This is a genomic window from Cetobacterium sp. 2G large (genome assembly GCF_014250655.1).
Lineage (GTDB): Bacteria > Fusobacteriota > Fusobacteriia > Fusobacteriales > Fusobacteriaceae > Cetobacterium_A > Cetobacterium_A somerae.
The window spans coordinates 825,463-848,388 of sequence record NZ_JACHTH010000005.1 but is presented as its reverse complement, the minus strand read 5'-3'; the positions used below and the strand labels follow the sequence as shown (position 1 = coordinate 848,388).

Genomic DNA, 22,926 nt, shown 5'->3' with positions numbered 1-22,926 from the left:
TATAAAAAAGCACTGGAAAGAATTTTTTTTAATAACTATAATCATTTTTATTCTCAATTTAATCGAAGTTAAATTTTTTAATAAAATATTCAGTTGGTGGGAGGCTTTAAAAATAATAATTATTTCTTTCATAGTATCTCTAAATTTAAAGAAAAAATAATTATATAAACTTTAGTTAAACTGGAGGATTAAAATGAATGTCTTGGATTTTGTAAAAAAATATTATAAATCTTTTTTTCTATACTTCGTAGGAATTACCCTTTTTAATTTTCTATATGCATATTTTTTTAATGATACATTTAGTCTATTAAGTAGCTTGCTTCTCTCATTTATTTGTTTTTTTGTATCTTTAACAAATTCTAAAAAATAATTTTAATAAATTTATCTGGAGAGTTCTGAAATGAAAAAAATTGATTTTGATGATTTAATTGGAGTACTTATAGGAATTTTAACTTTAATTTTAGGGTTTTTTCTTCATTTAAGCACCCGCTGAAAAGGTTAAAACTTTTTTTATTTTATAAATTAATAATTTTATTTTTTTAGAAAGTGAGAATTAAAATGAATATTATAAATTTTGTAAAAAAACGATATAAATTACTTATTTTAAGTTTTGGTGGAACTATTTTATTTAGATTTTTATTTGCTAAACTTTTCAATGGGACGTTTAGTATTTCTAATAGTATAGTTTCTGGTGGAATTCTATTTTTTATATTTTTAAAAGATTCTAAAAATAAATAAAATCTTAATTTATAATAAATTTAAAACTTTTTTATAAAACCTATAGTCTAAATATTATAAAAAGTGTTAAAAGTAAAAAAATAATTTAATCCCCCCAGATAAGAACCTCTACCCCCCCAGAGGTTCTTATTATTTTTTGCAAATATACTCTAATAGTAATATAATTAAAAAAATAGATCTTTTAATTCTTACAAATGGAGGTATTTAAAATGAATGAGAAATGGGATAACCTAGCTGAAATTCTAAAAACCAGCAATAACATTGTTTTTTTCGGTGGAGCAGGAACTTCCACAGAGAGTGGTATTCCAGACTTTAGAGGAAAGGCTGGTCTTTATAGTAGAAAATATAAAGGCTATGCCCCTGAAGAAATTTTACATATTGATTTCTTTTTACAAAACAGAAAAATTTTCAATGAATTTCTAGAAGAAAAAATGAACTTTAAAAATATAAAACCTAATAAAGGTCATCTTGCTTTAGTTAAATTAGAACAAATGGGAAAACTTAAAGCTGTTATTACACAAAATATTGATAATTTGCACCAAGATGCAGGTTCTATAAATGTATTAGAACTTCATGGAAATATCTCTCATTTTTACTGCTTAGCTTGTGGAAGAAAGGAACCTAAAAATTTTAGATGTGACTGTGGTGGTATAACTCGCCCACCTGTAACTCTTTATGGAGAAAATTTAGATGAAGAGGTCACTGAGCTTGCCATTACTGCTATAAAAAAAGCGGATACTTTAATTGTCGCTGGAACAAGCTTAACTGTATATCCAGCAGCTTATTATATACAATATTTTAAAGGAAAAAATTTAGTTATTATAAATGCAGATGAAACTAAATATGATCAATATGCAACTCTAGTTATTAGAGATAGCTTTGCTCAAGTTATGGATTATGCAGTAAATAAACTAAAGTAAATCAACTTTTTAGTGGTTACTTTTTTGTAACCAATTTACCTTAAACTTAAATTATGGTAATATAGCTCTTATCATAATTTAACGGAGGTAAGCATGAAACCTATTGAAAAATCAAAAAAAATAAAATTTCTCATATTCTTAATTTTTACAGTGATTTTTTTCAGTTGTACTAAAGAGAATACGAAAAATACAGATAATACATTGAAAATAGCCCAGAGTGGAAATCCTAGATCTCTTGATGTTCATAATGCCAATGATGGATTTTCTTTAAGAATAAACAAACAAATCTATTCTAGGTTAGTTGAAATTGATGGAGATAGAAATATCATTCCTGGGTTAGCTGAAAGCTGGAATAAAGTTGATGATAGAACTTATGATTTTAAAATAAGAGATAATATCAAATTCCATAACGGAGATAAACTACAGCTAGAGGATATTAAATTTTCTTTTGAAAGAATGATGAAATCTCCTAGAATAAGTTTTATTGTTCCCCCCATTGAAAAAATTGAAATAGTAGAACCTAATACAATTAGAATTGTTACAAAAACTCCTTTTGCACCATTACTATATCACCTTTCTCATCCTGCACTTGGGATAGTTAGTAAAAAAGTAATTGAGTCTTCTGGAGAAAATCCTGAAATTGTTGGAACTGGTCCTTATAAATATAATTCATGGATTATTGGAGATCAAGTAGTTTTAGATAAAAATAACGATTACTTTTTAACTCCACCATCATTTGATAAACTTATATTTAAAACAATAACAGAACCTACAAATAGAGAGATTGCTTTAGAAACAAAAGAGATTGATGTAGCTCTAGATATAAGTACTGTTGATGCCTCAAAAATAAAGGAAAACAATGACCTTGTTTTATATACAAAACCCTCATATTCATATAGATACTTAGGGTTCAATAATAAAAAAGATGTTTTCAAAAATGAAAATCTAAGAAAAGCTATTGATTATGCCATTGACAAAGAAGCCATTGTTAATATTATTTTAAATGGTTATGGAGATGTTGCCAACTCAGTTATAGCTCCAAATGTATTTGGTTTTACAGATACTGTTAAAAATGTGGGCTATAATCCTGAAAAAGCAAAAGAATTAATGAAAAGTTTAGGTAATGAAGGAGATATCACTTTAGAACTTCTTACTATGGGATCTAGTGGTGAAAAAGCTATTGCTGAAGTGATTCAAGCTAATTTAAAAGAGATTGGAGTAGATTTAAAAATAAATATCGTTGAAAGTGGAACTTTTTATGATTTAACAGAAAAAGGATTCTTTGATATGTTTTTAGGTTCTTGGGGAACTGTAACTGGAGATGCTGATTATGGTTTATATCCTATGTTTCATTCTAAATCTATAGGTAGTCCTGGAAATCGTTCTTTTTACTCTAATGAAACTGTAGATAAACTTTTAGATACAGGAAAAACAACAGTAGTCGAAAGTGAGCGTTTAAAAATATATCAACAAGCTCAAGAGCAAATTATTAAAGATACTCCACATGTTATGCTTTATAATAGTGTTATTATTGTTGGAGCTCAAAAAGATTTAAAAGGATTAAATATACACCCTGTAACACTACACGATTTCTATCCTCTTTATAGAGAAAATTAATATAAAATACTTAATACCAATTATGAGAAAAAGGAGGAAATAATTCCTCCTTTTTTAAAAAATAACTTATTTTTTTATATTCTCTTCAAACTTACAACCAAAAGATTTCATATCTTTTAAAATTGGCAAAAGCTCTTTCCCACAATCTGTTAAAGTATAGTAAGACTCAACTGTATTCCCCTTATATACTTTTCTATTTTCTACAATTTTATGTAAAACTAATATATTTAGTTGTTCAATTAGAATCTTCTTACTACAACCTAATAGACGCTGTAACTCTCCAAGTCTTAGCTCTATATCTTTTAAACTAAAAATAATTGTCGGAACCCATTTTTTACCTAAAATTAAAGCTGTTAATTCTACTGGGCAATGATCTGTATTTTTGTTCTCTACCATAATTTCCTCCACACTTTTTATAAAGTATATCAAAGAAATTTTTCTTAGGCAAATCATATTAATTTTTTTATTCACTAATCCCCTGTAATTTTTTATATAAATCAACTGCAAATTGATCTGTCATCCCACTTATAAAATCTACACATAGTTTAAGAGTCGTATAGATTTCATCTCCTTTATTTTTACACTCTTTTAACTCTGACTCATAATTAATAATATAATTTTCAGAAATTAACACTCTTATATTTCTAGATGTTAAAGATGCCTCCTCTTCATTGTTTAACCAATCTATCATCCCTTCAATAAAAATATTCAATAACTTTCTTAAAACTTTAGCTGCTAAAATATCTGTAAAAACTCTTTCTTTTGATTGAAATATCTTGTTTTTAGCCAAATTCTTCAATCCATCTTTTATCTCTTTATATGCCCCATCATCTAGTAACTCTTTATTAAAATCACCATTTAAAATAAACTCTTCATTTTTTATAAAAGATTTTATAACCTCTTGAATCATTTTTCCTTGAATATATATTTTAATTTTTTGAACAACAATCTTTTCAAATAAACTACTATTTTCTATCTCTTTGTTTTTCTCTTCGTACTCTTTTATTTTCTCTAATAACTCCTGTACTTCTAAAGATTTTCTTCCTATTTTTTTCAACATATTCTTTAAATCTTGAAGTGTTATAAATTTCTTCTGAACTCCATCCTCTATATCAGCAACACAATATGCTATATCATCAGCTGCTTCTAACAAAAATGTTATTGGATGTCTTTTTCCTTTTATACCCATCTCTTCAAAAATTTTATCGTAATCACTTTTTTCACTATCAAAATATCCAAACTTTCTTTCAATAAGTTTTCCTTTGTCTTTTTTATTTCCTTCTACAGAGTTTGTTGGATATTTCATTATCGTAGCTAAAGTTGCATAAGTTAAATTATAACTATCTTTATCTCCTAGATACTGTAGTTTTCTCAATATTCTAAATGTTTGAACATTTCCATCAAAACATAATAAATCTTCTTTTTGTATATTTGTTAATATGTTGTCATAGCCACTTTTTTTTAAATACTCTTTAAAAAAATCCTGAATTATATATTCTCCTGAATGACCAAAAGGTGGATTTCCTAAATCATGAATTAATCCTGTAACTGATAGTAATGACGATATCTTTTGATCTCCTCTTTGTAAATATTTTTCTATAGATTTTCCAATAGATGAGGCTATATGAGAAACTTCAAGAGAGTGAGTCAATCTTGTTCGTACAAAATCCCCTCTTTTTAAAGGATACACTTGAGTTTTATCCTGTAATCTTCTAAAGGATGAACTAGAAATTATTCTAGAATAATCTTTATCAAACTCATTTCTTTCATCAAATTCATAAGCTTCATTTGAACTTTGTTTAAATCTTTTTTCACATAACAATTTATTCCATTTCATTCTCTTCCCCTCCAGTAAATTTCCTCATATTTAAAAAGCTGCCAAATGATATTTCAATCTAGCAGCTTTTTCTATAGCAACTTAATCTTTTAAAATTCTAAATTATTTCCCTACAGTTACACCAATTACTTCATCATAAAATAAAGCTAAAAAGTTTAACTTAGTTATATGCTCAGAATTGGTAATGGATACATCTCTCAATGGTAGAAAACTATCATAAATAGAATTTTGTAAATCATTGTCATGAAGAACTAAGCTTAAAGGATTCACTTCTGATAAAGATTCATGATCTTTTTTATTAGAACCAAATGCTAAAAACTCCTCCTTTAGCTCCTCAAGAGTCATAATATCACCAGTTATTATTCCCCCTCCAGTAACAAAAGATAATCTTATTTTAGGAATTGTTACTCCTGTTGCTGTATTTTCCAATAACGACTTCTCTAAATTAAATTTACTTAATATATTAAGTTTTTTTATAAGTTCTTTTTTGTCCATAGATTTCAACCTCCAATGTAGTTGCTATAATAACTGTATTATATCCCTTTAATTTAGATTGTCAACCTCTATTCTTACTCTTTAAATGATTACTTTTTATTTTTTTAATATTTTATTTTTTTTAAAAGAAATCGTATTTTTTTTAGTATTTATAAGGTAAAAGTTCATTTAATTTTTAAGAAGGAGGAGTTTATTATTATGTCAAATCAACTTCAAAATTTTATTAATTATTTAGTTATTACAAAAAATATCAATTCTTCTGAAACAGCAATTGTTTTACAAAAAGAAATTTACTCTATTCAAACTATAATTTTAAAGTCTAACTACTTATCTCCTAAAGATATACAGAGTTTTATCATTGAAAAAACTAATGCATATTATGATGAGTTAGATAGAAATCATCTAATTCAAATATATAAAGAGATGGAAGCATTACCACTGTATTCACATCTTCATAGTTTACATAACTATCTAGTTATGAAAAGAAATAGACTTCTTTATGATGAGTGTGGACAAAATTTAGCTAACCACATTATAAAAAATATTCTTTTTGAAATATATTAAATAGGAGGGGCATTATGAAAAAGTTATTAGCTTCATTAGTTTTCATGTCTTTATTAGTAGGGTGTAATAATGACAACGCAGTATCAAAAACACCTGTTGATTCTTCAAGTCCATATAAGGAGTATTCTGTAAACGATACTAAGGTAGCTGATACTGTTGAAACAAATATTTTGAAAGCTGAAGCTGAAAAATATGGTTTTGATTTAAAAACTTCTTCAGCTCATATGGTTAGCTTTAAAAAAGTTGGAACTTATGGTTCTGGAGAGCTTAAAGTTATTGCATTTTTAAATCCTAAAGGTGTTGAAGCTGCTGAGGATAAAGGGTATATTAATATCAATAGAGTTGTTTCATATACTTGTAAATTTGAATATAGCTATAAAACAGAAAAATACGTATGGACATCTGATTATCCATACGCATCTACAAGCACTTTATTTTAAAGACAAAATGGATGAACCTATTGTTCATCCATTTTTTTAATCTCTAAATTGACATTCTAATAGATGATCATTTACTATTCCTATAGCTTGTAGATACGAGTAAATAGTTGTGCTTCCTAAGAACTTAAATCCTCTTTTTTTCAAATCTTTTGCTATTGTATCTGATAACTCTGTTTTTGCTGGAACTTCACTTAAAGTTGTCCAATTATTTTTTATAATTTTCTTTTCTGTAAAAGACCATATATATTCATTAAAAGACCCAAACTCTTTTTGAATTTTCAAAAACTCTTTTGCATTACTTATAGATGATTCTATCTTTTTTCTATATCTTACTATACCAGGATTTTCTAACATTTTTAGTATTTTGTCTTCATCATACAGAGCCACTATATCTGGATTAAAGTTATCATACTCTAATCTATAATTTTCTCTTTTTTTTAATATTGTTATCCAACTTAGCCCTGATTGAGCTGATTCTAAAACTAAAAACTCAAAATGAGTTCTATCATCATAAACAGGCTTTCCCCACTCTTCATCATGATACTTTCTATATAAATCACTACTTTCACACCAAGGACATCTTATCATATAATCACCCTCCAAATTTTTATCACATAATATCATTTATCCCTCTCTATTTCAATTTAATATTTTCTTAATTCATTGCTTCTTAAGTAGTTTTATGTTAGTATTTTTATAACTAGATTATTAAGGAGGTTTTTTATGAAAAAGATATCTTTACTTCTTTTCTTAAGTTTTTTCTATTTAAGTTGTACCAATAACTCTATTTATAATAAAAATCTCTCTACATATACTATTGAAAGTAGTGTAGTTGAAAATCAAACAACTCAACAAGAGATTAAAAGTATTTTTGGTGAACCATACTCAGTTGATGTAAATAATCAAGGGAATACTGTTTGGACATACCATGATGTAACTATTAATAGTCCTGGATATAACTCTTTTTCTGCTTCATTTAGAGCCGGTAAGGGAAGTCGTTCTAGAGATAATCATAATCCTCAATATAAATGGGTTATTATTTTTAACTCTGATGGTGTAGTTATTAATTCTGATGTTAGAACATTATATTAATCTTTTAAGAAAGGAGCTGTAACTATGTTACTTTGGTTTATTATAGGAGTAGTATTTTTAGTTATTGAGATTTTAACATTTGGGCTTATATCCATTTGGTTTGCATTAGGAGCTTTTTTAACAATGATTTTCTATGAAGCTTCCTTAGAAAATCAGTTTTATATTTTCGTTGGTGCTTCTTTACTTTTTTTAGTCCTAATTCGAAAGCTTGCCTTAAAACATTTTAAAGGAAATAGTAAGGAGTTAAATCGTATTAAAGGAAAAGTTGTAAAAATCGAAAAAATCGAAGTTCGTGGAAGTAATAATTTCTATACTGTATATTTAGATGGGAAAATCTGGGAAGGTATATCTAAATCTAACTTTAGTGTTGGAGATGAAGCTATTGTAGAGAAAATTGTGGGAAACAAATTAGTTTTATCTAAAAAATATTAGGAGGGGTTATATGTTATTTTTATTTATTTTAATACTTATTGCTGTATTTTTAATTGGAACACATATTAGAATCGTTGCTCAGTCACAAGCTTTCGTTGTAGAAAGATTAGGAGCATACTTAGCTACTTGGGATGTTGGTTTAAATGTTTTAATCCCATTTGTTGATAGAATTGCTAAAAGAGTATCTTTAAAAGAGCAAGTTATAGACTTTCCACCACAACCAGTTATTACAAAGGATAATGTTACTATGCAAATAGACTCTGTTGTTTATTTCCAAATTACTGATCCTAAGTTATATACTTATGGTGTTGAAAATCCTTTAAATGCTATTGAAAATTTAACAGCAACAACTTTAAGAAATTTAATTGGAGAGTTAGAACTTGATGCTACTTTAACATCAAGAGATACAATCAATACTAAGATGAGAGTTATTTTAGATGAGGCTACTGATCCTTGGGGAATAAAGATAAATAGAGTGGAACTTAAAAATATTATTCCTCCTGCTGAAATTCAAGATGCTATGGAAAAGCAGATGAAGGCAGAAAGAGAGAGAAGAGAGTCAATTCTTAGAGCTGAGGGACAAAAAACATCTGCTATATTAGTTGCTGAAGGAGAAAAAGAGGCTGCTATATTAAGAGCTGAAGCTAAAAAAGAAACGGCTATTAGAGAGGCTGAGGGAGAAGCTGAAGCTATTCTTAGTATCCAAAGAGCTAATGCTGAAGCCATTAAACTTATTAAAGAAGCTGCTCCTGATAAAAGTGTTCTTATGATAAAAGGGATGGAAGCTTTTGAAAAAGTTGCAAATGGTCAAGCTACAAAAATTATTATTCCTAGTGAATTACAAAATATTGTTACTTTAAGCGAACTTTTCCACGAGTCTAAAAAATAATAAATATCTTTATAAAAAAACCGTAAGTTTTAATTAACTTACGGTTTAAATATATATATTCCATTTTTTCCAGTTTCCATATTATCCACATGTATATAACCCTTAGCTAATGTCACATTAGGATCCTCTATTCTTGTTATCATTGAATATCTTCTAGGATTATTTATTATTCTTTCATAGACTTTTTTCATATCCATACTTGGAACTTCAAAATCTACACCTCTTCCTAATACATGTGCACTTAGATATAACTTATTATTTTTAACTTTATCTTTTACTATACTATCAATAGTTGTCCTTAATCCTCTTTGAGTTATCCCTACACTAGGTCTATTTACTAAAATAGGAACTCCCAAATCCTCTCTCAATAAATCTAAAAATATTAATATATCCTTTGCTATAAATTTAATTGCTTCCTCACCATAAATTTTATATACCTCTGGTGAAACTAACTCTTTCCCTTTAAAATATTTACTCTTTTGCATCAATCCTCCGCTGTAGTACTATTTTAGTTATATTATTGAACTCTTTTGAGCATAACTTTTTTCATTTGTATGAATATATAGCAATCTTCCATCTTTTATCTTATTTATAACTTTGTCTGATATCTCTTTTGGTATAGCAGGACACCCTAAGCTTCGATCTAATTTCTTCGCACCTGGTTTTGGTTTAGCATACTGAGAGCCATGAACAACTATAGCTCTTTCTCTAGCCTTATCATTAATCCCTTTTTCCAATCCATTTAATCTTAAAGAGTATCCGTATTCACCGTTATATGTATTCTCTGTTTTATAAAATCCAGGTGAACTTTTAAAAGAGTTTACAGCATTTGAAAACTCTCTTGGTATACTTTCTCCACTATTTTTTCCATGCATAACATATGTTGAAAATAGTGTCTTTTTATTTTTCAAATCAATTACAAAAAACCTCTCTTTAATTGAAGATTTTGTAAAATCGATTATCGTTATAATATCCTCTTTTACATCTTTTAATTTTTTCATTCCCGAAATAGCATTTGAAAATGTTGTAAAATCCATTTTATTTGTTAAATTTAACTCTCTATATAGATTTTCTACTGAACTATTTGGTGTAAATGCAAAACTATTACTCTTTCTTACCTTAATATTTTCTATTGAAAGAGATGAATCTAAATTTAATTTCTCATTAATTGAATAACTTCCCATTGAAGCCATAGCAGAACTAGCTAAAGTAAGTAAAATAAACATCATATTCTTTATCATAGATACTCCTTACTATTTTTCTATTATCTTAAATTATATATGAGTATCTATAATTAGTAAAGATTTTTTTCTTTTTTATAGGAAAGTTTCATCAACTATTGTATTAAAAGTTAAACACACAATTTAAGTGAAGGAGTTTAAATTTTATGGATCAATTAATTCAAAAAACTATAATCACTATTACATCTATCGTTATTACAACTGTAGTTGGTCAATTTTTCAATGTAGAACCCATTGGTCTTTTTTATACAGCAATAACTTGTGTTATCATAACTCATGTGGATTTTGAAAAGCTAATAGAAAATGCTAAAAATAGAGGCTTTGGTACTCTAATCGGTGGAGTTATTGGTATCATATTTTCTTATATTCCATTCCCGTTAATACTAAAAGTCATTGTTGGAGAGTTTATCATCATTTTCTTTTGTGAGAAAAAATTAAAAATACCCTCTGCTATTGCTTCTGTAGTTTTTCTAATTATTGTTTATAGAATTACCTCTGAAGCTCCATACTTATATGGATTCAAAAGAGTTCTAGACACATTTATTGGAATTATTATAACCGTGGTTATTACATATATCTTTAAAAAATTAAACATTTTAAAATAATAAAAGCCACTTTAGAGTATTTTTTATATATTTTACTCTCAGTGGCTTTTTTATTATTTTATATCTTTTATAGCTGCATTTGGAATGAATACCTCTTTACCATTAAATACAACTATTCCATTAAACTTAACTTTTTTTCCATCTGTTTCATAGTAATTTTTATTTTCATGGAATGTGTACTGCTTTCCATTTTTACTTAATTTGAATACAGGTTGGAATTTATTTGTTGAATCTATATCTAACTCTATTCCCATATCTTTAATTTTTTTACCAGATACAAATAACTCATCTGTTGCTTTATCTAAATCTAAATTCATAGCTTTTGCAATATACAAAGCTATATCAGAATTATTAACAGTTCCTGTCAACTGATTTGCATAGTTAGACGTGTAAACATAAAGAGGTACATCCTCTCCCGTATGCCCATTTGTTGTCCAACCTAAATGAGCTCTTTCACTCATAGCTTTTCCTAAAATCGTCTCTATCTCAGATGTTTTTTGAGTTTTTTCAATCATATTTAACTCTTCAGTTGTTAAATCTAACCCTAACATCTCTTTAGCTAAACTTTTTGTATTAGCTTTATCTTTAGATATTTTTTCAGCTGTTAGAACCTCTGTAAATTTAGCTTTTTTCATATCTTTTGTAAATACATCTACAGGCAGTTCAGGATAATTATATGACGTTTTTAAGTTTCCTATAGATAATCCACCAGTTCCATGATCTGTTACTGCTACTACTAAAGTATCATTATTTTTCTTTGCATAATCTAATGCTACTCCTACAGCTTTGTCAAAAGCTGCATACTCTGATGTAATGGCAATTGGATTATTTGCGTGTCCAGCCCAATCAACTTTAGATCCCTCTACCATTAAGAAAAACCCATCTTTATCTTTTGATAAAAGTTCAATAGCTTTCTCTGTCATCTCTGCTAAAGATGGAGTTGTACCTTTATCACGATCTAAATCATAAGGCATATCTTTTTCAGCAAATAGCCCCCATACAAAATCTTTATTTAAACTTTTCATCTCATCTAAAGTTTGAACAATATTATAACCATTAGCTTGTAATGACTCTAACATATCCTCTCCATCAGTACGCTTTTTAGAGTTTGCCTCTGTTGCGTTATCTTTTTTAAGATAACTTTTCCCCCCTCCAAAAACTACATTTAAATTTTGATGAACTTGCTGTTCTCCTATTACAGAGTAGTTATTTCTATGTATTGAGTGTGTTGTAAAATCTGCTGGAGTAGCATGTAATACTTCAGAAGTTGCAACAATTCCAACAGCTTTCCCATCTAACTTAGCTGCTTCTAAAACTGAAGCTGCTGGTGCTAACTCATCTCCTACCTCTGGAACTCTTGCTCCATTTAGAGTTGCTGCCTTAGGTTTTACCCCTATTAGTTTATCCTGTGTTTTCCATCCTGTTGCAAGAGCTGTCCCTGCTGGTGCTGAATCTGCTATAAAAGTATCTGAGTTATAAGTTTTTACCATTCCTGATGCCATCTCGTCAATATTTAAACTTTCACCATCATTATATACTGCTCTAGTTAAAGTTGATACTGTTGAACTTGATCCATCTGGAATTAAAAAGATTACATTTTTAGCAAATCCTGGCTTTACATCTTTTAATTGTACCCCTTGTGTTACAGCTGTCATTGCTAAAAATGCTGTTAGTGTTACTAACTTAATCTTCATTTTACTCATCTTTACTCCCCCTTAGTTTTTATTTTCTAAAATCAGTCTAACATACAGATGTTAAATAAGTATAAAGTTTTCGTAAAAGATTTGTTAATAGTATTTAATCTCCTTTTTCAAAAACATCAAATCCAAAACTGATCCTATTTCATAAAGCTTTCCAAGTCCTCTATTTAAAAGATCCACTCTTAAGCTGACACCCTTACACTCAATAAAATATCTAATTACATTTCCTAAAATAGAAAAATCCTTAACTATTCCTTTTTTTAGTATGAAATCATCTAGATTATAGTTTCTTTCAATCTCTCTTACATATATAGCCTCTGGTCTTATAGCTATATTTCCAAATATTTCATTTCCAAAAACTTTTCTTGTTTCCTCATCTTTCAAAATATTATAGTTTCCAATAAATTGAGCCATAAAAACTGTCTTTGGATTTGTATATATCTCTTCTGGAGTTCCCACTTGAACTATATTTCCCTTATCCATTATAAAAACTCTATCTGAAATTGTAAGAGCTTCCTCTTGATCATGAGTTACAAAAATTGTTGTAACGTTAGTTTCTTTTTGAATCTCTTTTAATTGTTCTCTTAAAGATTTTCTAACTTTAGCATCTAAAGCTGATAATGGCTCATCTAAAAGCAATATTTTAGGTTCTGTGGCTAAAGATCTAGCTATAGCTACCCTTTGCTTTTGTCCTCCTGAAAGTTGGACTGGATAAAAATCTCTTTTCTCCTCTAAATGTACTAACTTTAACATCTCATCAACTTTTTTCTCTATATAACCTTTTTTTAACTTTTTCATCTCTAAACCAAAAGCTATATTTTCAAATACAGTCATATTTGGAAAAAGAGCATAGTTTTGAAAAACCATTCCTATGCCACGATCTTTAGCTGATTTATCTGTTACATTTTCTCCCTCAATATAAATATCTCCATTGTTTATCTCATTTAATCCAGCTATACATCTTAAAAGAGTGGACTTCCCACAACCTGATGGTCCTAAAAGTGTCACAAACTCACCTTTTTTTATATTAAAGTTTATATTTTTAAAAACTGTAGTTTTATCATATCTTTTCTCTAAATTTTTTCCAACTATAAAACTCATAATATTATCTATCTCCTATTATTTTTTTCTCCTATATAAAAAGCTATTGTTGTTAACATCAATAGTATCCCAAAATACATTATTACTAAAGCACTTGAGTAATGACCACTATATCCAGATTTTATACTATTTATATACATTTGAACAGTTTGAAACTTTCCTCCAACCAACATATTTACTAATAGAAACTCTCCAAATAGCATAGAAAAAGTTAGCAACATTGAAACACTCAATCCCTTTGAAATATTTGGAACTATCACTCTAAAAAAAGCTACTTTTGTGCTAGCCCCTAATATATTAGCACTTTCAACTAACTCCTTTATATTTAATCCAGCTAAACTATTTTTTATCCCTCTATAAACAAAGGGATAAGCTAAGACAAAATATACTCCCACTAAAATATATGTTGTTCCTACCAATCTAAAAGGTTCATTTGAATATAATTTTATAAGTCCTACAACTGAAACTGCACCAGGAACAGCAAAACAAATTAACACCAATAACTCCATCATTTTTTCTATTTTTCTAAAGTAGTAAGTAGCTACAAATACAGTTGGTACAAGTACTATCCCTATAAAAAACAGAGAGATTAAACATATCCAAAAGCTTTTTCCAATAGCATTTAAAAACATCTCATTTTGAAAAATTTCTAAATACCATTTTAGTGTCAAACTTTGAGGTAACAAAGTATTAGTCCATTTAGTACTTAAAGAGTATAGTAATGTCCCTAATATTGGTAAAAACAGTGTCGTTAATATAGTTATTACAACCCATATATGAATTTTATTTTTCATATTTTCCTCTTTTCTTTTTTAACATCACTTCATTTATTATTACAACAAAAATCAATATTCCCCCTAACAGTATTGACATTGCACTAGCTATACCTGGTTCATAAGCTACCTCTCCAGCTATATAGCTAGTAATTCTTATTGTCATTACATTGTATGTTCCATTTGTTAGAGCTAACGTACATGCATAAGCTCCCATGGCATTTGCAAACATTATGAGTACTGTTCCTAAAATCTCTTTTAACATAACTGGAATTCCAACTCTTTTCCAAAATGTGAAAGTTCCTCCCCCTAATATATTAACCATCTCTTGCCACTGAGGATCTAATCTATCAAATACTGGATATAGTAAAAGTAATCCTAGTGGTAACTGAAAATATATGTACATAAGCATCAACCCAGTTTTTGAATAAACATCAAACCCATCTATTAGCCCAATATTTTTCAGTAAAATTGTCATTACTCCATTGCTTCCAAGAAGAATTATGAAAGCAAAAGCAAGTGGTATTCCACTAAAATTTGAAAGCATATTTATAAATAGTAAGATATTCTTTTTTGAACTATTTTTTAATCTGTTTAAAGAGTATGCTCCTTGAAGAGAGATTAATAATCCAACAAAAGTTGAAACTAGCGCAAGCTCTATGGAATTAAAAACCGATTGCTTTATAAATTTACTTTTTAATATATACTCATAGTTCTCTAAAGTAATCTCATTAAATTCATTTAAAAAACTTCCTATGACAACTGAGATAAAAGGAGTTATTAAAAACATTCCTATTAAAATTATAAAAGGAATTAAAATTAAAAATCCTTTCTCATGCTCTTTTAAACCTCTTTTAGGTATACTTATTTTTTTGGACTTCTCAAGTTTTAAAATATTTTCCAAGGCTTCCTCCAATCTCAACTTACTCCTAAAATATCACAACATATTTTCTTTATATCTTTTTGATCTATTTTTTTCTCTTTATAATCTTTAGACATATCTCCTAAAATCCAAAGAGGAACTTCTCTTTCAAGTTTGCTATCTCCTCCATGGTTTCCCTTTTCATCCATTCCATGATCAGAAGTTATTATAATCTCATATCCAGCCTCTTGCCACATCGGTAAATAGTGTGAGAAGTAGTAATTCAATTTGTGAACTCTATTTTCATACTTTTTTGAAAGTCCCCCATATTTATGACCTGCATCATCAATATTCATAGTATGTAAAAGTAAAAAGTCTGGATTTTTATCTTTTATAAGCTTATTAGTTAAAGAAAATAGATGAGAATCTGGATAGCTATCTTCCCAATAAAATCTTCCATAGTTTATATTTTTTTCTAAATCTTCAACTTCAATATCCTCTTCTATATTGAAAGGTCCGTTATATAACTCGTGTACCCAATGGTATGCAACGGCTGCTGTTTTCAAATTAGCTTTTTTTGCCAAAGAAAATATACTTTCCTCCTTAGACATTCTATTTATCTGATTATTTATTATTCCACTTTCTATTGGAGTCTTCCCTGTTAAAATAGTTTCATAAAGTGGTCTTGAAAGACTTGGAAGTTCACTTAGCAAAGTAAATTTTTCCCCCATATTAGCTGATTCTAAAGCTTTTAAATATCCCATTTTGTGACTTACGTGATCTCCCATCCCATCGATTAAAACTAAAATTAACTTCTTCATAATCCCTCCTACTTTCTATTTACTAAAACTTCCTCTTGCCAAACTCTTCCTAAATTTTTTGAAGTTTTGTCCCAAGCCTCATGATTTTCAATAGCTCTTGCATTCTTATACTGCTCATCTGGAATCATCCTTTTCTTTATATCCTCTGGCAACTCAATTTTTCTAATTGGTCTTGCATTTCCTTTAGCTAAATTTATTTGACCATCATCACTAAATATATATTCTCTTGTTAATTTAGCTGCATTTGGATTCTTTGCCCATTTATTAATTATTGTTGTATATCCACTTATAAGAGAACCATCTGAAGGGATTAAAACTTCAAATCTATCTTTATCAATTGAATCTCTATAGCTCAAACCATTAAAATCCCAAATCAATCCAACTTCAACTTCACCTTTTTCTAAATTTTGAATATTTGGTGCTGCTGCTGATACTCTTCCCTCTTTTGCTAAATTAGCAAAATACTTTATTGCTGGTTCTATATTATTTTCATTTCCACCTAATGCATAAGCTGCTGCTAAAACTGCACTTGAAGCTTGAGCTGCTGTTCCAACATCTCCTGGACTTACTTTAAATTTGCTATTTTTTAAAGCCTCCCAAGATCTAGGTATATCTTTTTCTGGAATTTTATCTTTATCCACTATAAAGGCTATTGTTCCTGTATAAGCTAACATCCAATGTCCATTTTTATCTTTAGCCCACTCTGGTACCTCTTCCCAATAGCTTGTTTTGTATGGTTGAGTAACCCCTTGTTTCACAGCAATATTTGCAAATCCTGCTCCTATATCACCAATATCTGCTGTAGCATTTTTTCCCTCATTTTTAAATTTTGCAATTTCCTGAGCACTACTCATATCAGTATCACTATGTTTTATATTATATTTTTCTTTTATTTGACTCCAAGTATCTTTCCAATTGGCCCAGTTATCAGGCATTCCTACGGATAATACTTCCCCTTCTTTTTGTGCTTTCTCTTGAATCTCTTGTAAAGTTTCTCCATAAGTTAAAACAGTTGATAAAAGTGTTGCCAATAAAACAAATTTTTTCATCATTTCTCCTCCCTAAAACTTTAATTCTAACTTACTTTAACACCTTCCTGTTAATATAAAATAAATTATCAGTAAATTAATTGTAAAAACTATCTTTAAACTTCAAATAAAATTTTAAACAAAAAAGTGCCAGAAACATTTTCTGACACTTTACTTAAAATATTTATATTATTTTTTTACATTGCACTTCTATATATCTCAATAATTTCCTCTAACGTAGCTTGTTTAGGATTTGTAAATCCACATGCATCTTTTAAAGCGTTTGTTGCTAAAATAGTAAAGTCTTCCTCTTTAGCTCCTAACTCTTTTATTCCTTTTGGGATTCCAATATCATTTGATAACTTTACAATCTCTTCTATTGCTAAATCAGCTGAATTATTTTCATTTACAATATGAGGATTTACTCCTAACAATATTGCAACTTTTCTTAATTTCTCTTTTGATACTTCAGCATTATATCTAACTACATGAGGTAGTAAAATTGCATTACATACACCATGAGGTAAATCATAGAATCCTCCTAATTGGTGGGCCATTGCATGAACATATCCCAATGAAGCATTATTAAAAGCCATTCCTGCTAAATACTCTGCATAAGCCATATTATCTCTTGCTTTAATATCTTTTCCATTAAATACAGCATCTCTTAAGTTTTTAGAAATCAGCTCTATAGCTTTTTCAGCACATGCATCTGTTACTGGAGTTGCAATTGTTGAAACATAAGCTTCTATTGCATGTGTTAAAGCATCCATTCCTGTTGCTGCTGTTAAACTCTTTGGCATATCTAACATTAACTCTGGATCATTTACAGCTATAATTGGAGTTACATTTTTATCTACTATAGCCATTTTTACATGTCTATCTTCATCTGTTATTATACAAAATCTTGTCATCTCTGAAGCTGTTCCAGCTGTTGTATTTATTGACATTAAAGGAAGTTGAGGGTGTGCAGATCTATCTACCCCTTCGTAATCTTTTATCTCTCCACCATTAGCAGCTACTAAAGCTATCCCTTTTGCTGCATCATGAGGTGATCCTCCACCAAAAGATATTACAAAATCACATCCATTATCTTTTAAAATTTTCAATCCATCATTAACATTTGTCACTGTTGGATTTGGTTTTGTTTCATCAAAGATAACATACTCTATTTTATTCTCATCTAATACATTTGTTAATTTTTTAACTAAACCAATATTTACTAATATTTTATCTGTTACTATTAAAGACTTTTTTAAACCTCTCGATTTAATTTCATTTCCTAGATTTTTAATACATCCCTCTCCCATATAAGAAATTGATGGCATGAAAAAAGCATATGACATAATAGCCTCCTAATAAATGTATTTTTTAGTGTACACCAATAATAACTCTTTTTGTACTATAAATCAATACTTTTTTTATTTTTATTATTTTGAATTAGTATTCAAGCTAACTTTTTCACTCTACCCATATTTTTTCTTTTATTTGGAACCACTTTTCTAAAGATGGTTTTTTTAAGCTATTATATATTGGATTTATTACCACCATAGGCTCATCTTTTTCTGATACTCCCTCAATTCTTAGGTATTCTCCCTCTTTAAGTTCATTAAAAATATTAATCTCTTGTCCTACAATCATATTTATAACTTTTCCATTTTTAATAACTCTCCAAATTAAAGTTTGTGAAGAAAGTATCTTTATGCTGATTTCACCATATATTTCATCTCCTGGATAAACAATCTGTCCATTATTTTCCATTCTAAGTTTTATCTCTCCTACTCTAGATATATAAGTTCGTCCTTTTTTCATATTTTCTAAAATATTTTTAGTTTCATATTTATCTAATCTTATATAGTTTAAAGGATCTCCTAAACTTTCTCCATGATTGTCGCTTCCACCTACTGCAAATATTTTATGTCCATCACACCATAACATATCCAATGCTTCTAATGCTTTTTTATCATAATATGGATTATTCCCTTCTCTTGTTGGAGAGTTTATTACCTCTATAAAATCTAAATCTTTTAAATCAATATTATAAAACAACCCTAAAAACATTCTTGAAGTATTATGAAACGGATGATTTAATGATACATATCCACCTTGCTTTTTAACTTCTTTAAATATTTTTGCCAATGAAATCTCTTTAGTATCATTTTCATCTATATGATTATAATAATCTATTAATTTTTTTAAACCAAACAGATTAAAGTGTCCCAAATTATCCAATGTCAATTCTGTTGAAGGTATCACAGGAATATCTATGTCTGGATATTTTGTTAAAACACTGTTATGTTCTGTTGGAAATATAAAATCTATCTCTTTTTTAATTAATTCTTTTTTTATATCTCTTAATGATATACCTCCATCAGATATATTTGTATGATTGTGAAGCTCTCCTGCATACCACTCTTTTGTGTCTAAATAGCAATCTTTTAAAGTTATCTTTTTCATATTTTCTTTTTTTATCAGATTTCCATTTTCAATTTTTATCTCCAACTCAAACTCGTCACTTACAACATAGTTTTTTAACAGTTTTAATTTCCATTCCCCCTCTGGTAACTCTCCTGGAATACAACAATTTGAAGTACTCTCCCAATGCGTTGTTAAATAATATTTCTTCTTAGTAGTTTTAAAAGATGTTAATATTCTAGTTCTTCCTTCGCTATCCTCTAAAGATATTATTATATGTTCAAAGGGTCCCTTATTTAAATTTAAAGAGATTCTATTAATATCATTTGATACCATAAATTTATACTCTAATTTTTCAATATTTTTATCATTATCAAAACTTCCTTTAAATATCATTTTTACTTCCTCCCTAACATTATGTAAATATACTTATTTTAACAAAAATATGTTAAAGCAAAATTAAGTTACAGTAAATTTAGCGTTAATAATAATTTTATTCATCTCAAAAAAAGATTTTTATCTCTTTTCTTGTATATTTATATAGAATATATTGATTTATTAAAAAATATATAGTATATATTTTATTAAGGGAGTTATAATTGGGGGTGTTTTTATGGATTTAAAAAGTCTTTTAATTAAGGATTTAATGAAACAAAAAGAGGAAAAAACAAAAAATTTAAAAGAAAATTTGCATTTAGAAAGCTTAAGATTGCAAAAAAAATAAAAAAAATTTTAATCTATAAATAAGCAAGTAATCATGGAAATCGTAGTCAATCACTTTTGTTGACCCACGGTTTCCTTTTATTTTATTGGTTTTTATGTTATAATAACTATGTGATATTTTTTACAAGAGGTGAGGTTTATTGAAGTTAATATTTAAATTTGTTGCGCTATTTTTTATTTTAACAATCTGCGTTTTCTCTCAAGAAAACAACTCTTCAGATAAAATAAAAGATTACGTAAAGAAAAATACCACTACAGAAAAAACTGCTACTAACATATATAAAAGTATTATTGAGAATTCAGAAAAGCATGATGTTGAACCAGAATTAATTGCTGCTATAATAAAAGTTGAAAGTGATTTTAAACATAGCACTATTTCTACAGCTGGAGCAAGAGGATTAATGCAGCTTATGCCTAAAACAGCAAAACTTATGAAAGTTAATCCTAACGATATGAATGCCAATATAAAAGGTGGAACAAAATATATTGCTTGGTGTTTAGAACAGCAAAATAATAATTTGAAATTAGCTCTAGCATCTTATAATGCTGGAATTGGAAATGTTAAAAAGTACAACGGTATTCCACCATTTAGAGAAACTCAAAACTATGTTAAAAGAGTAATGAAAGAATATAACTATTTAAAAGCATAGCAAAAGAAAAGGTCGTAACTATACGACCTTTTTTATTACTTTATTCTTTTTAGATTTTCATCTGGTAACCCTTTACCAAATAAAATTGGAACTTTTTCAATATCAACTACACTGGTATCAATTCCATACCATTTTTGAGGAGAAACTGTGAATTTTTTTATAAATAACTGAGTGGAAATTATAAAACTATCCCATGCTGAGAAATCATTTTCTAAAGCCAATACCTCTTCTATTATTATAAATTTAAAATTTCCAATACCTTTAAGGTTTTCATAATCTATCATATAGTTTCTTGGTTTAAATACGACCTCTCCTGATTTTATTAAATCACGAATGACTTGAAACATAAGTGTATTTATTCCCTGAGATACTCTAAATCCTAGATTAAAATCTATTACAAAAATTCTATTCTCTTCTATCTTGTTAAAAATATACTCTCTTGTATAAGGATCGTCTGTTACATTTATATTTATAAACCAATAGTTATCTGCTTTTTTAGGTTCATTATTAAATATTGAATAGATAACCTTTGGTTCTACTTGATTCCATAATTTAGATTTTGTTAAATAAACTACATTCCCTGCATAAAGAGGTAGCTCACTGTCTGTTTTTAATATATTAAAATTCTCTTTATAATCAGTTAAATTAACAAACTTAAGATATCTTTTCTTAATTTCAAAGCTATACTGCCATACATACATTACAAATGCCAATGCCGCTGTAATTATCAATGTTACATATCCACCACTTAATATTTTAAAACTATTTGCGTATAAAAATGATAGTTCGATAGTTCCAAAAACTAGCAAAACAACAATCCATAATTTTTTTTGATTTTTTACAAATCTTATATACTGGGATAAAAGTAGTGTTGTCATAAGCATTGTTATTGTTATAGATAGCCCATATGCCGCTTGCATATTTTGTGATTGTTTAAAAATAAATATTATTCCTACACATCCAATACATAGAGCTTTATTTACCGTTCCTATATAAACTTGTCCCTTTTCCTTTGTTGGATATCTTATAGCTAATTTAGGAAAAATATTTAACTTTATCGCTTCAGATATTAAAGTAAATGATCCAGATATTAGAGCTTGGCTGGCTATAATAGCAGCTAGCGTCGCTATTATTACCCCTGGTATAATAAACCATCTAGGCATTATTAAGAAAAATGGACTATTTACAAATGTATGTCCCTCTCTTGAAAGTAGATATGCTCCCTGTCCAAAGTAGCTTAATAGCAATGTTATTTTTACAAAAATCCAACTATAATATATGTTTACTCTTCCACAGTGACCAAGATCTGAGTATAGTGCTTCAGCCCCTGTTGTACATAGAAACACAGCCCCTAATATATACGGGACATTTCCACTAACTAAAAGTTTAAAGGCATAGTATGGATTTATTCCCTCTAGTATTCTTGGGTTTTGTACCAACTGAACGATTCCAAAAAAACCAATCATAGAAAACCATACAAACATAATAGGTCCAAAAATTTTCCCTATCTTTTCTGTTCCAAACTTCTGAACTGAAAACAGTAACAATATAATCACTAGTACTATCATCACTGTTGCATCCTCTTTTAAAAACACTATTAAATTCAACCCTTCTATAGCCGAACTTACAGATATAGGAGGAGTAAGTATTCCATCAGCCAAAATAGCAGCTACCCCAATTATTGCAGGAACTATAAGCCATTTAAAATACCTTTTTACAAGTGCATACAGTGCAAGAATTCCTCCCTCACCATTATTATCTGCTTGTAATGTCAAGACCACATACTTTATTGTCGTTTGTAGCGTCAGTGTCCAAAACACCAAAGAAACTCCACCTAATACTAACTCTCTAGTTGCTATACTATTATTAGTATAAAGAATAGCTTGCATAACATAAAGAGGGGAGGTTCCTATATCGCCGTAAACTATTCCAAGGGCTACAAGTAAAGACCCTATTGTTATATCCTTATTTTTAAACATACCT

General features: G+C 28.3%; 25 protein-coding genes. 10 read left to right on the top strand and 15 right to left on the bottom strand.

All coding sequences use genetic code 11. The features are described from left to right. Positions 1 to 558: 558 nt before the first annotated feature. The 3 genes from H5J23_RS06880 (at position 559) to H5J23_RS06870 (ending at position 3,275) form a co-directional block, all read left to right on the top strand. Positions 559 to 738, top strand: a complete 180-nt coding sequence (locus H5J23_RS06880) for a hypothetical protein (protein WP_023050895.1) — start codon at positions 559 to 561, stop codon at positions 736 to 738. Positions 739 to 947: 209 nt separating this feature from the next. After that, entirely contained in the window at positions 948 to 1,658 is a 711-nt protein-coding gene (locus H5J23_RS06875) for an NAD-dependent protein deacylase (protein WP_370523824.1), read from the top strand. A 93-nt stretch (positions 1,659 to 1,751) separates the two neighbouring features. Further along, positions 1,752 to 3,275 (top strand): ABC transporter substrate-binding protein, encoded by a 1,524-nt coding sequence (locus tag H5J23_RS06870; protein ID WP_185891480.1) that lies wholly within the window; start codon positions 1,752 to 1,754, stop codon positions 3,273 to 3,275. A 66-nt stretch (positions 3,276 to 3,341) separates the two neighbouring features. Here H5J23_RS06870 and H5J23_RS06865 read toward each other — a convergent pair whose 3' ends face one another. The 3 genes from H5J23_RS06865 to H5J23_RS06855 all read right to left on the bottom strand — a co-directional run bounded on the left by H5J23_RS06865 (position 3,342) and on the right by H5J23_RS06855 (position 5,607). Continuing rightward, positions 3,342 to 3,671, bottom strand: a complete 330-nt coding sequence (locus H5J23_RS06865) for a helix-turn-helix domain-containing protein (protein ID WP_040407341.1) — start codon at positions 3,669 to 3,671, stop codon at positions 3,342 to 3,344. 67 nt (positions 3,672 to 3,738) lie between these two features. Next, positions 3,739 to 5,112 carry a dGTP triphosphohydrolase gene (gene dgt / locus H5J23_RS06860; RefSeq protein WP_185891478.1) on the bottom strand — a complete coding sequence of 458 codons (1,374 nt, stop codon included), beginning with the start codon at positions 5,110 to 5,112 and terminating at the stop codon, positions 3,739 to 3,741. A gap of 102 nt (positions 5,113 to 5,214) precedes the next feature. After that, positions 5,215 to 5,607 (bottom strand): hypothetical protein, encoded by a 393-nt coding sequence (locus H5J23_RS06855; protein ID WP_185891476.1) that lies wholly within the window; start codon positions 5,605 to 5,607, stop codon positions 5,215 to 5,217. Between the two features lie 198 nt (positions 5,608 to 5,805). Here H5J23_RS06855 and H5J23_RS06850 point away from each other — a divergent pair, with 198 nt between their 5' ends. Then, positions 5,806 to 6,171: a hypothetical protein gene (locus tag H5J23_RS06850; RefSeq protein WP_185891474.1), complete on the top strand. Its 366-nt coding sequence runs from the start codon at positions 5,806 to 5,808 to the stop codon at positions 6,169 to 6,171. A 14-nt stretch (positions 6,172 to 6,185) separates the two neighbouring features. Continuing rightward, positions 6,186 to 6,611: a hypothetical protein gene (locus H5J23_RS06845; protein WP_023050909.1), complete on the top strand. Its 426-nt coding sequence runs from the start codon at positions 6,186 to 6,188 to the stop codon at positions 6,609 to 6,611. A gap of 36 nt (positions 6,612 to 6,647) precedes the next feature. On the opposite strand, the gene H5J23_RS06840 is transcribed toward H5J23_RS06845, so the two are convergent. Further along, a complete protein-coding gene (locus H5J23_RS06840; protein ID WP_255494360.1) occupies positions 6,648 to 7,235 on the bottom strand; it encodes a DNA-3-methyladenine glycosylase I in 588 nt (195 codons plus the stop codon). 99 nt (positions 7,236 to 7,334) lie between these two features. Between H5J23_RS06840 and H5J23_RS06835 the strand changes: the two genes are divergently transcribed. The 3 genes from H5J23_RS06835 to H5J23_RS06825 are packed head-to-tail and all read left to right on the top strand — an operon-like array spanning position 7,335 to position 9,024. Continuing rightward, a complete protein-coding gene (locus tag H5J23_RS06835; RefSeq protein WP_185891473.1) occupies positions 7,335 to 7,703 on the top strand; it encodes a hypothetical protein in 369 nt (122 codons plus the stop codon). Between the two features lie 24 nt (positions 7,704 to 7,727). Next, a complete protein-coding gene (locus tag H5J23_RS06830) occupies positions 7,728 to 8,135 on the top strand; it encodes an NfeD family protein (RefSeq protein WP_023050912.1) in 408 nt (135 codons plus the stop codon). 10 nt (positions 8,136 to 8,145) lie between these two features. Beyond that, positions 8,146 to 9,024, top strand: a complete 879-nt coding sequence (locus H5J23_RS06825; protein WP_023050913.1) for an SPFH domain-containing protein — start codon at positions 8,146 to 8,148, stop codon at positions 9,022 to 9,024. Positions 9,025 to 9,062: 38 nt separating this feature from the next. Here H5J23_RS06825 and H5J23_RS06820 read toward each other — a convergent pair whose 3' ends face one another. Continuing rightward, a complete protein-coding gene (locus tag H5J23_RS06820; RefSeq protein WP_023050914.1) occupies positions 9,063 to 9,509 on the bottom strand; it encodes a hypothetical protein in 447 nt (148 codons plus the stop codon). Positions 9,510 to 9,536: 27 nt separating this feature from the next. Continuing rightward, entirely contained in the window at positions 9,537 to 10,265 is a 729-nt protein-coding gene (locus H5J23_RS06815; RefSeq protein ID WP_023050915.1) for a murein L,D-transpeptidase catalytic domain family protein, read from the bottom strand. 146 nt (positions 10,266 to 10,411) lie between these two features. Between H5J23_RS06815 and H5J23_RS06810 the strand changes: the two genes are divergently transcribed. Beyond that, on the top strand, positions 10,412 to 10,870 hold the full coding sequence (locus H5J23_RS06810) for an FUSC family protein (protein WP_023050916.1): 459 nt from the start codon (positions 10,412 to 10,414) through the stop codon (positions 10,868 to 10,870). Between the two features lie 53 nt (positions 10,871 to 10,923). Here the strand turns inward: H5J23_RS06810 and H5J23_RS06805 are convergent, their stop codons facing one another. The 8 genes from H5J23_RS06805 to H5J23_RS06770 form a co-directional block, all read right to left on the bottom strand. Beyond that, positions 10,924 to 12,573: an alkaline phosphatase gene (locus H5J23_RS06805; protein ID WP_185891471.1), complete on the bottom strand. Its 1,650-nt coding sequence runs from the start codon at positions 12,571 to 12,573 to the stop codon at positions 10,924 to 10,926. Positions 12,574 to 12,657: 84 nt separating this feature from the next. Further along, on the bottom strand, positions 12,658 to 13,671 hold the full coding sequence (locus tag H5J23_RS06800) for an ABC transporter ATP-binding protein (RefSeq protein WP_185891469.1): 1,014 nt from the start codon (positions 13,669 to 13,671) through the stop codon (positions 12,658 to 12,660). A gap of 8 nt (positions 13,672 to 13,679) precedes the next feature. Further along, complete coding sequence (locus H5J23_RS06795; protein WP_185891467.1) at positions 13,680 to 14,465, bottom strand: ABC transporter permease; 786 nt, start codon at positions 14,463 to 14,465, stop codon at positions 13,680 to 13,682. Continuing rightward, a complete protein-coding gene (locus H5J23_RS06790; protein ID WP_040407346.1) occupies positions 14,455 to 15,348 on the bottom strand; it encodes an ABC transporter permease subunit in 894 nt (297 codons plus the stop codon). Before H5J23_RS06790 ends, H5J23_RS06795 begins: the two co-directional genes overlap by 11 nt. 14 nt (positions 15,349 to 15,362) lie before the next feature. Beyond that, positions 15,363 to 16,127: an alkaline phosphatase family protein gene (locus H5J23_RS06785; RefSeq protein WP_023050921.1), complete on the bottom strand. Its 765-nt coding sequence runs from the start codon at positions 16,125 to 16,127 to the stop codon at positions 15,363 to 15,365. A gap of 8 nt (positions 16,128 to 16,135) precedes the next feature. Then, the gene (locus H5J23_RS06780) at positions 16,136 to 17,179 is read right to left on the bottom strand and encodes an ABC transporter substrate-binding protein (RefSeq protein ID WP_255494358.1); all 1,044 of its coding nucleotides are present in this window, start codon (positions 17,177 to 17,179) and stop codon (positions 16,136 to 16,138) included. 173 nt (positions 17,180 to 17,352) lie between these two features. After that, on the bottom strand, positions 17,353 to 18,501 hold the full coding sequence (gene yiaY / locus H5J23_RS06775) for an L-threonine dehydrogenase (RefSeq protein WP_040407349.1): 1,149 nt from the start codon (positions 18,499 to 18,501) through the stop codon (positions 17,353 to 17,355). A gap of 115 nt (positions 18,502 to 18,616) precedes the next feature. Continuing rightward, the gene (locus H5J23_RS06770) at positions 18,617 to 19,966 is read right to left on the bottom strand and encodes a CehA/McbA family metallohydrolase (protein WP_185891465.1); all 1,350 of its coding nucleotides are present in this window, start codon (positions 19,964 to 19,966) and stop codon (positions 18,617 to 18,619) included. 467 nt (positions 19,967 to 20,433) lie between these two features. Between H5J23_RS06770 and H5J23_RS06765 the strand changes: the two genes are divergently transcribed. Further along, positions 20,434 to 20,943, top strand: coding sequence for a lytic transglycosylase domain-containing protein (locus H5J23_RS06765; protein ID WP_023050859.1), 510 nt, complete (start codon positions 20,434 to 20,436; stop codon positions 20,941 to 20,943). Between the two features lie 35 nt (positions 20,944 to 20,978). Here the strand turns inward: H5J23_RS06765 and H5J23_RS06760 are convergent, their stop codons facing one another. Then, complete coding sequence (locus H5J23_RS06760) at positions 20,979 to 22,922, bottom strand: KUP/HAK/KT family potassium transporter (RefSeq protein WP_023050858.1); 1,944 nt, start codon at positions 22,920 to 22,922, stop codon at positions 20,979 to 20,981. Positions 22,923 to 22,926 lie beyond the last annotated feature (4 nt).

Excerpts from the sequence above, each read along its gene's own strand:
- H5J23_RS06785 (WP_023050921.1), bottom strand. The coding sequence starts at position 16,127 with ATGAAGAAGTTAATTTTAGTTTTAATCGATGGGATGGGAGATCACGTA.
- H5J23_RS06825 (WP_023050913.1), top strand. The coding sequence starts at position 8,146 with ATGTTATTTTTATTTATTTTAATACTTATTGCTGTATTTTTAATTGGA.
- H5J23_RS06855 (WP_185891476.1), bottom strand. The coding sequence starts at position 5,607 with ATGGACAAAAAAGAACTTATAAAAAAACTTAATATATTAAGTAAATTT.
- H5J23_RS06760 (WP_023050858.1), bottom strand. The coding sequence starts at position 22,922 with ATGTTTAAAAATAAGGATATAACAATAGGGTCTTTACTTGTAGCCCTT.
- H5J23_RS06870 (WP_185891480.1), top strand. The coding sequence starts at position 1,752 with ATGAAACCTATTGAAAAATCAAAAAAAATAAAATTTCTCATATTCTTA.
- yiaY (WP_040407349.1), bottom strand. The coding sequence starts at position 18,501 with ATGTCATATGCTTTTTTCATGCCATCAATTTCTTATATGGGAGAGGGA.
- dgt (WP_185891478.1), bottom strand. The coding sequence starts at position 5,112 with ATGAAATGGAATAAATTGTTATGTGAAAAAAGATTTAAACAAAGTTCA.
- H5J23_RS06840 (WP_255494360.1), bottom strand. The coding sequence starts at position 7,235 with ATGATATTATGTGATAAAAATTTGGAGGGTGATTATATGATAAGATGT.
- H5J23_RS06865 (WP_040407341.1), bottom strand. The coding sequence starts at position 3,671 with ATGGTAGAGAACAAAAATACAGATCATTGCCCAGTAGAATTAACAGCT.
- H5J23_RS06820 (WP_023050914.1), bottom strand. The coding sequence starts at position 9,509 with ATGCAAAAGAGTAAATATTTTAAAGGGAAAGAGTTAGTTTCACCAGAG.
- H5J23_RS06770 (WP_185891465.1), bottom strand. The coding sequence starts at position 19,966 with ATGATATTTAAAGGAAGTTTTGATAATGATAAAAATATTGAAAAATTA.
- H5J23_RS06880 (WP_023050895.1), top strand. The coding sequence starts at position 559 with ATGAATATTATAAATTTTGTAAAAAAACGATATAAATTACTTATTTTA.
- H5J23_RS06780 (WP_255494358.1), bottom strand. The coding sequence starts at position 17,179 with ATGATGAAAAAATTTGTTTTATTGGCAACACTTTTATCAACTGTTTTA.
- H5J23_RS06810 (WP_023050916.1), top strand. The coding sequence starts at position 10,412 with ATGGATCAATTAATTCAAAAAACTATAATCACTATTACATCTATCGTT.
- H5J23_RS06835 (WP_185891473.1), top strand. The coding sequence starts at position 7,335 with ATGAAAAAGATATCTTTACTTCTTTTCTTAAGTTTTTTCTATTTAAGT.
- H5J23_RS06805 (WP_185891471.1), bottom strand. The coding sequence starts at position 12,573 with ATGAGTAAAATGAAGATTAAGTTAGTAACACTAACAGCATTTTTAGCA.
- H5J23_RS06815 (WP_023050915.1), bottom strand. The coding sequence starts at position 10,265 with ATGATAAAGAATATGATGTTTATTTTACTTACTTTAGCTAGTTCTGCT.
- H5J23_RS06845 (WP_023050909.1), top strand. The coding sequence starts at position 6,186 with ATGAAAAAGTTATTAGCTTCATTAGTTTTCATGTCTTTATTAGTAGGG.
- H5J23_RS06795 (WP_185891467.1), bottom strand. The coding sequence starts at position 14,465 with ATGAAAAATAAAATTCATATATGGGTTGTAATAACTATATTAACGACA.
- H5J23_RS06830 (WP_023050912.1), top strand. The coding sequence starts at position 7,728 with ATGTTACTTTGGTTTATTATAGGAGTAGTATTTTTAGTTATTGAGATT.
- H5J23_RS06800 (WP_185891469.1), bottom strand. The coding sequence starts at position 13,671 with ATGAGTTTTATAGTTGGAAAAAATTTAGAGAAAAGATATGATAAAACT.
- H5J23_RS06850 (WP_185891474.1), top strand. The coding sequence starts at position 5,806 with ATGTCAAATCAACTTCAAAATTTTATTAATTATTTAGTTATTACAAAA.
- H5J23_RS06875 (WP_370523824.1), top strand. The coding sequence starts at position 948 with ATGAATGAGAAATGGGATAACCTAGCTGAAATTCTAAAAACCAGCAAT.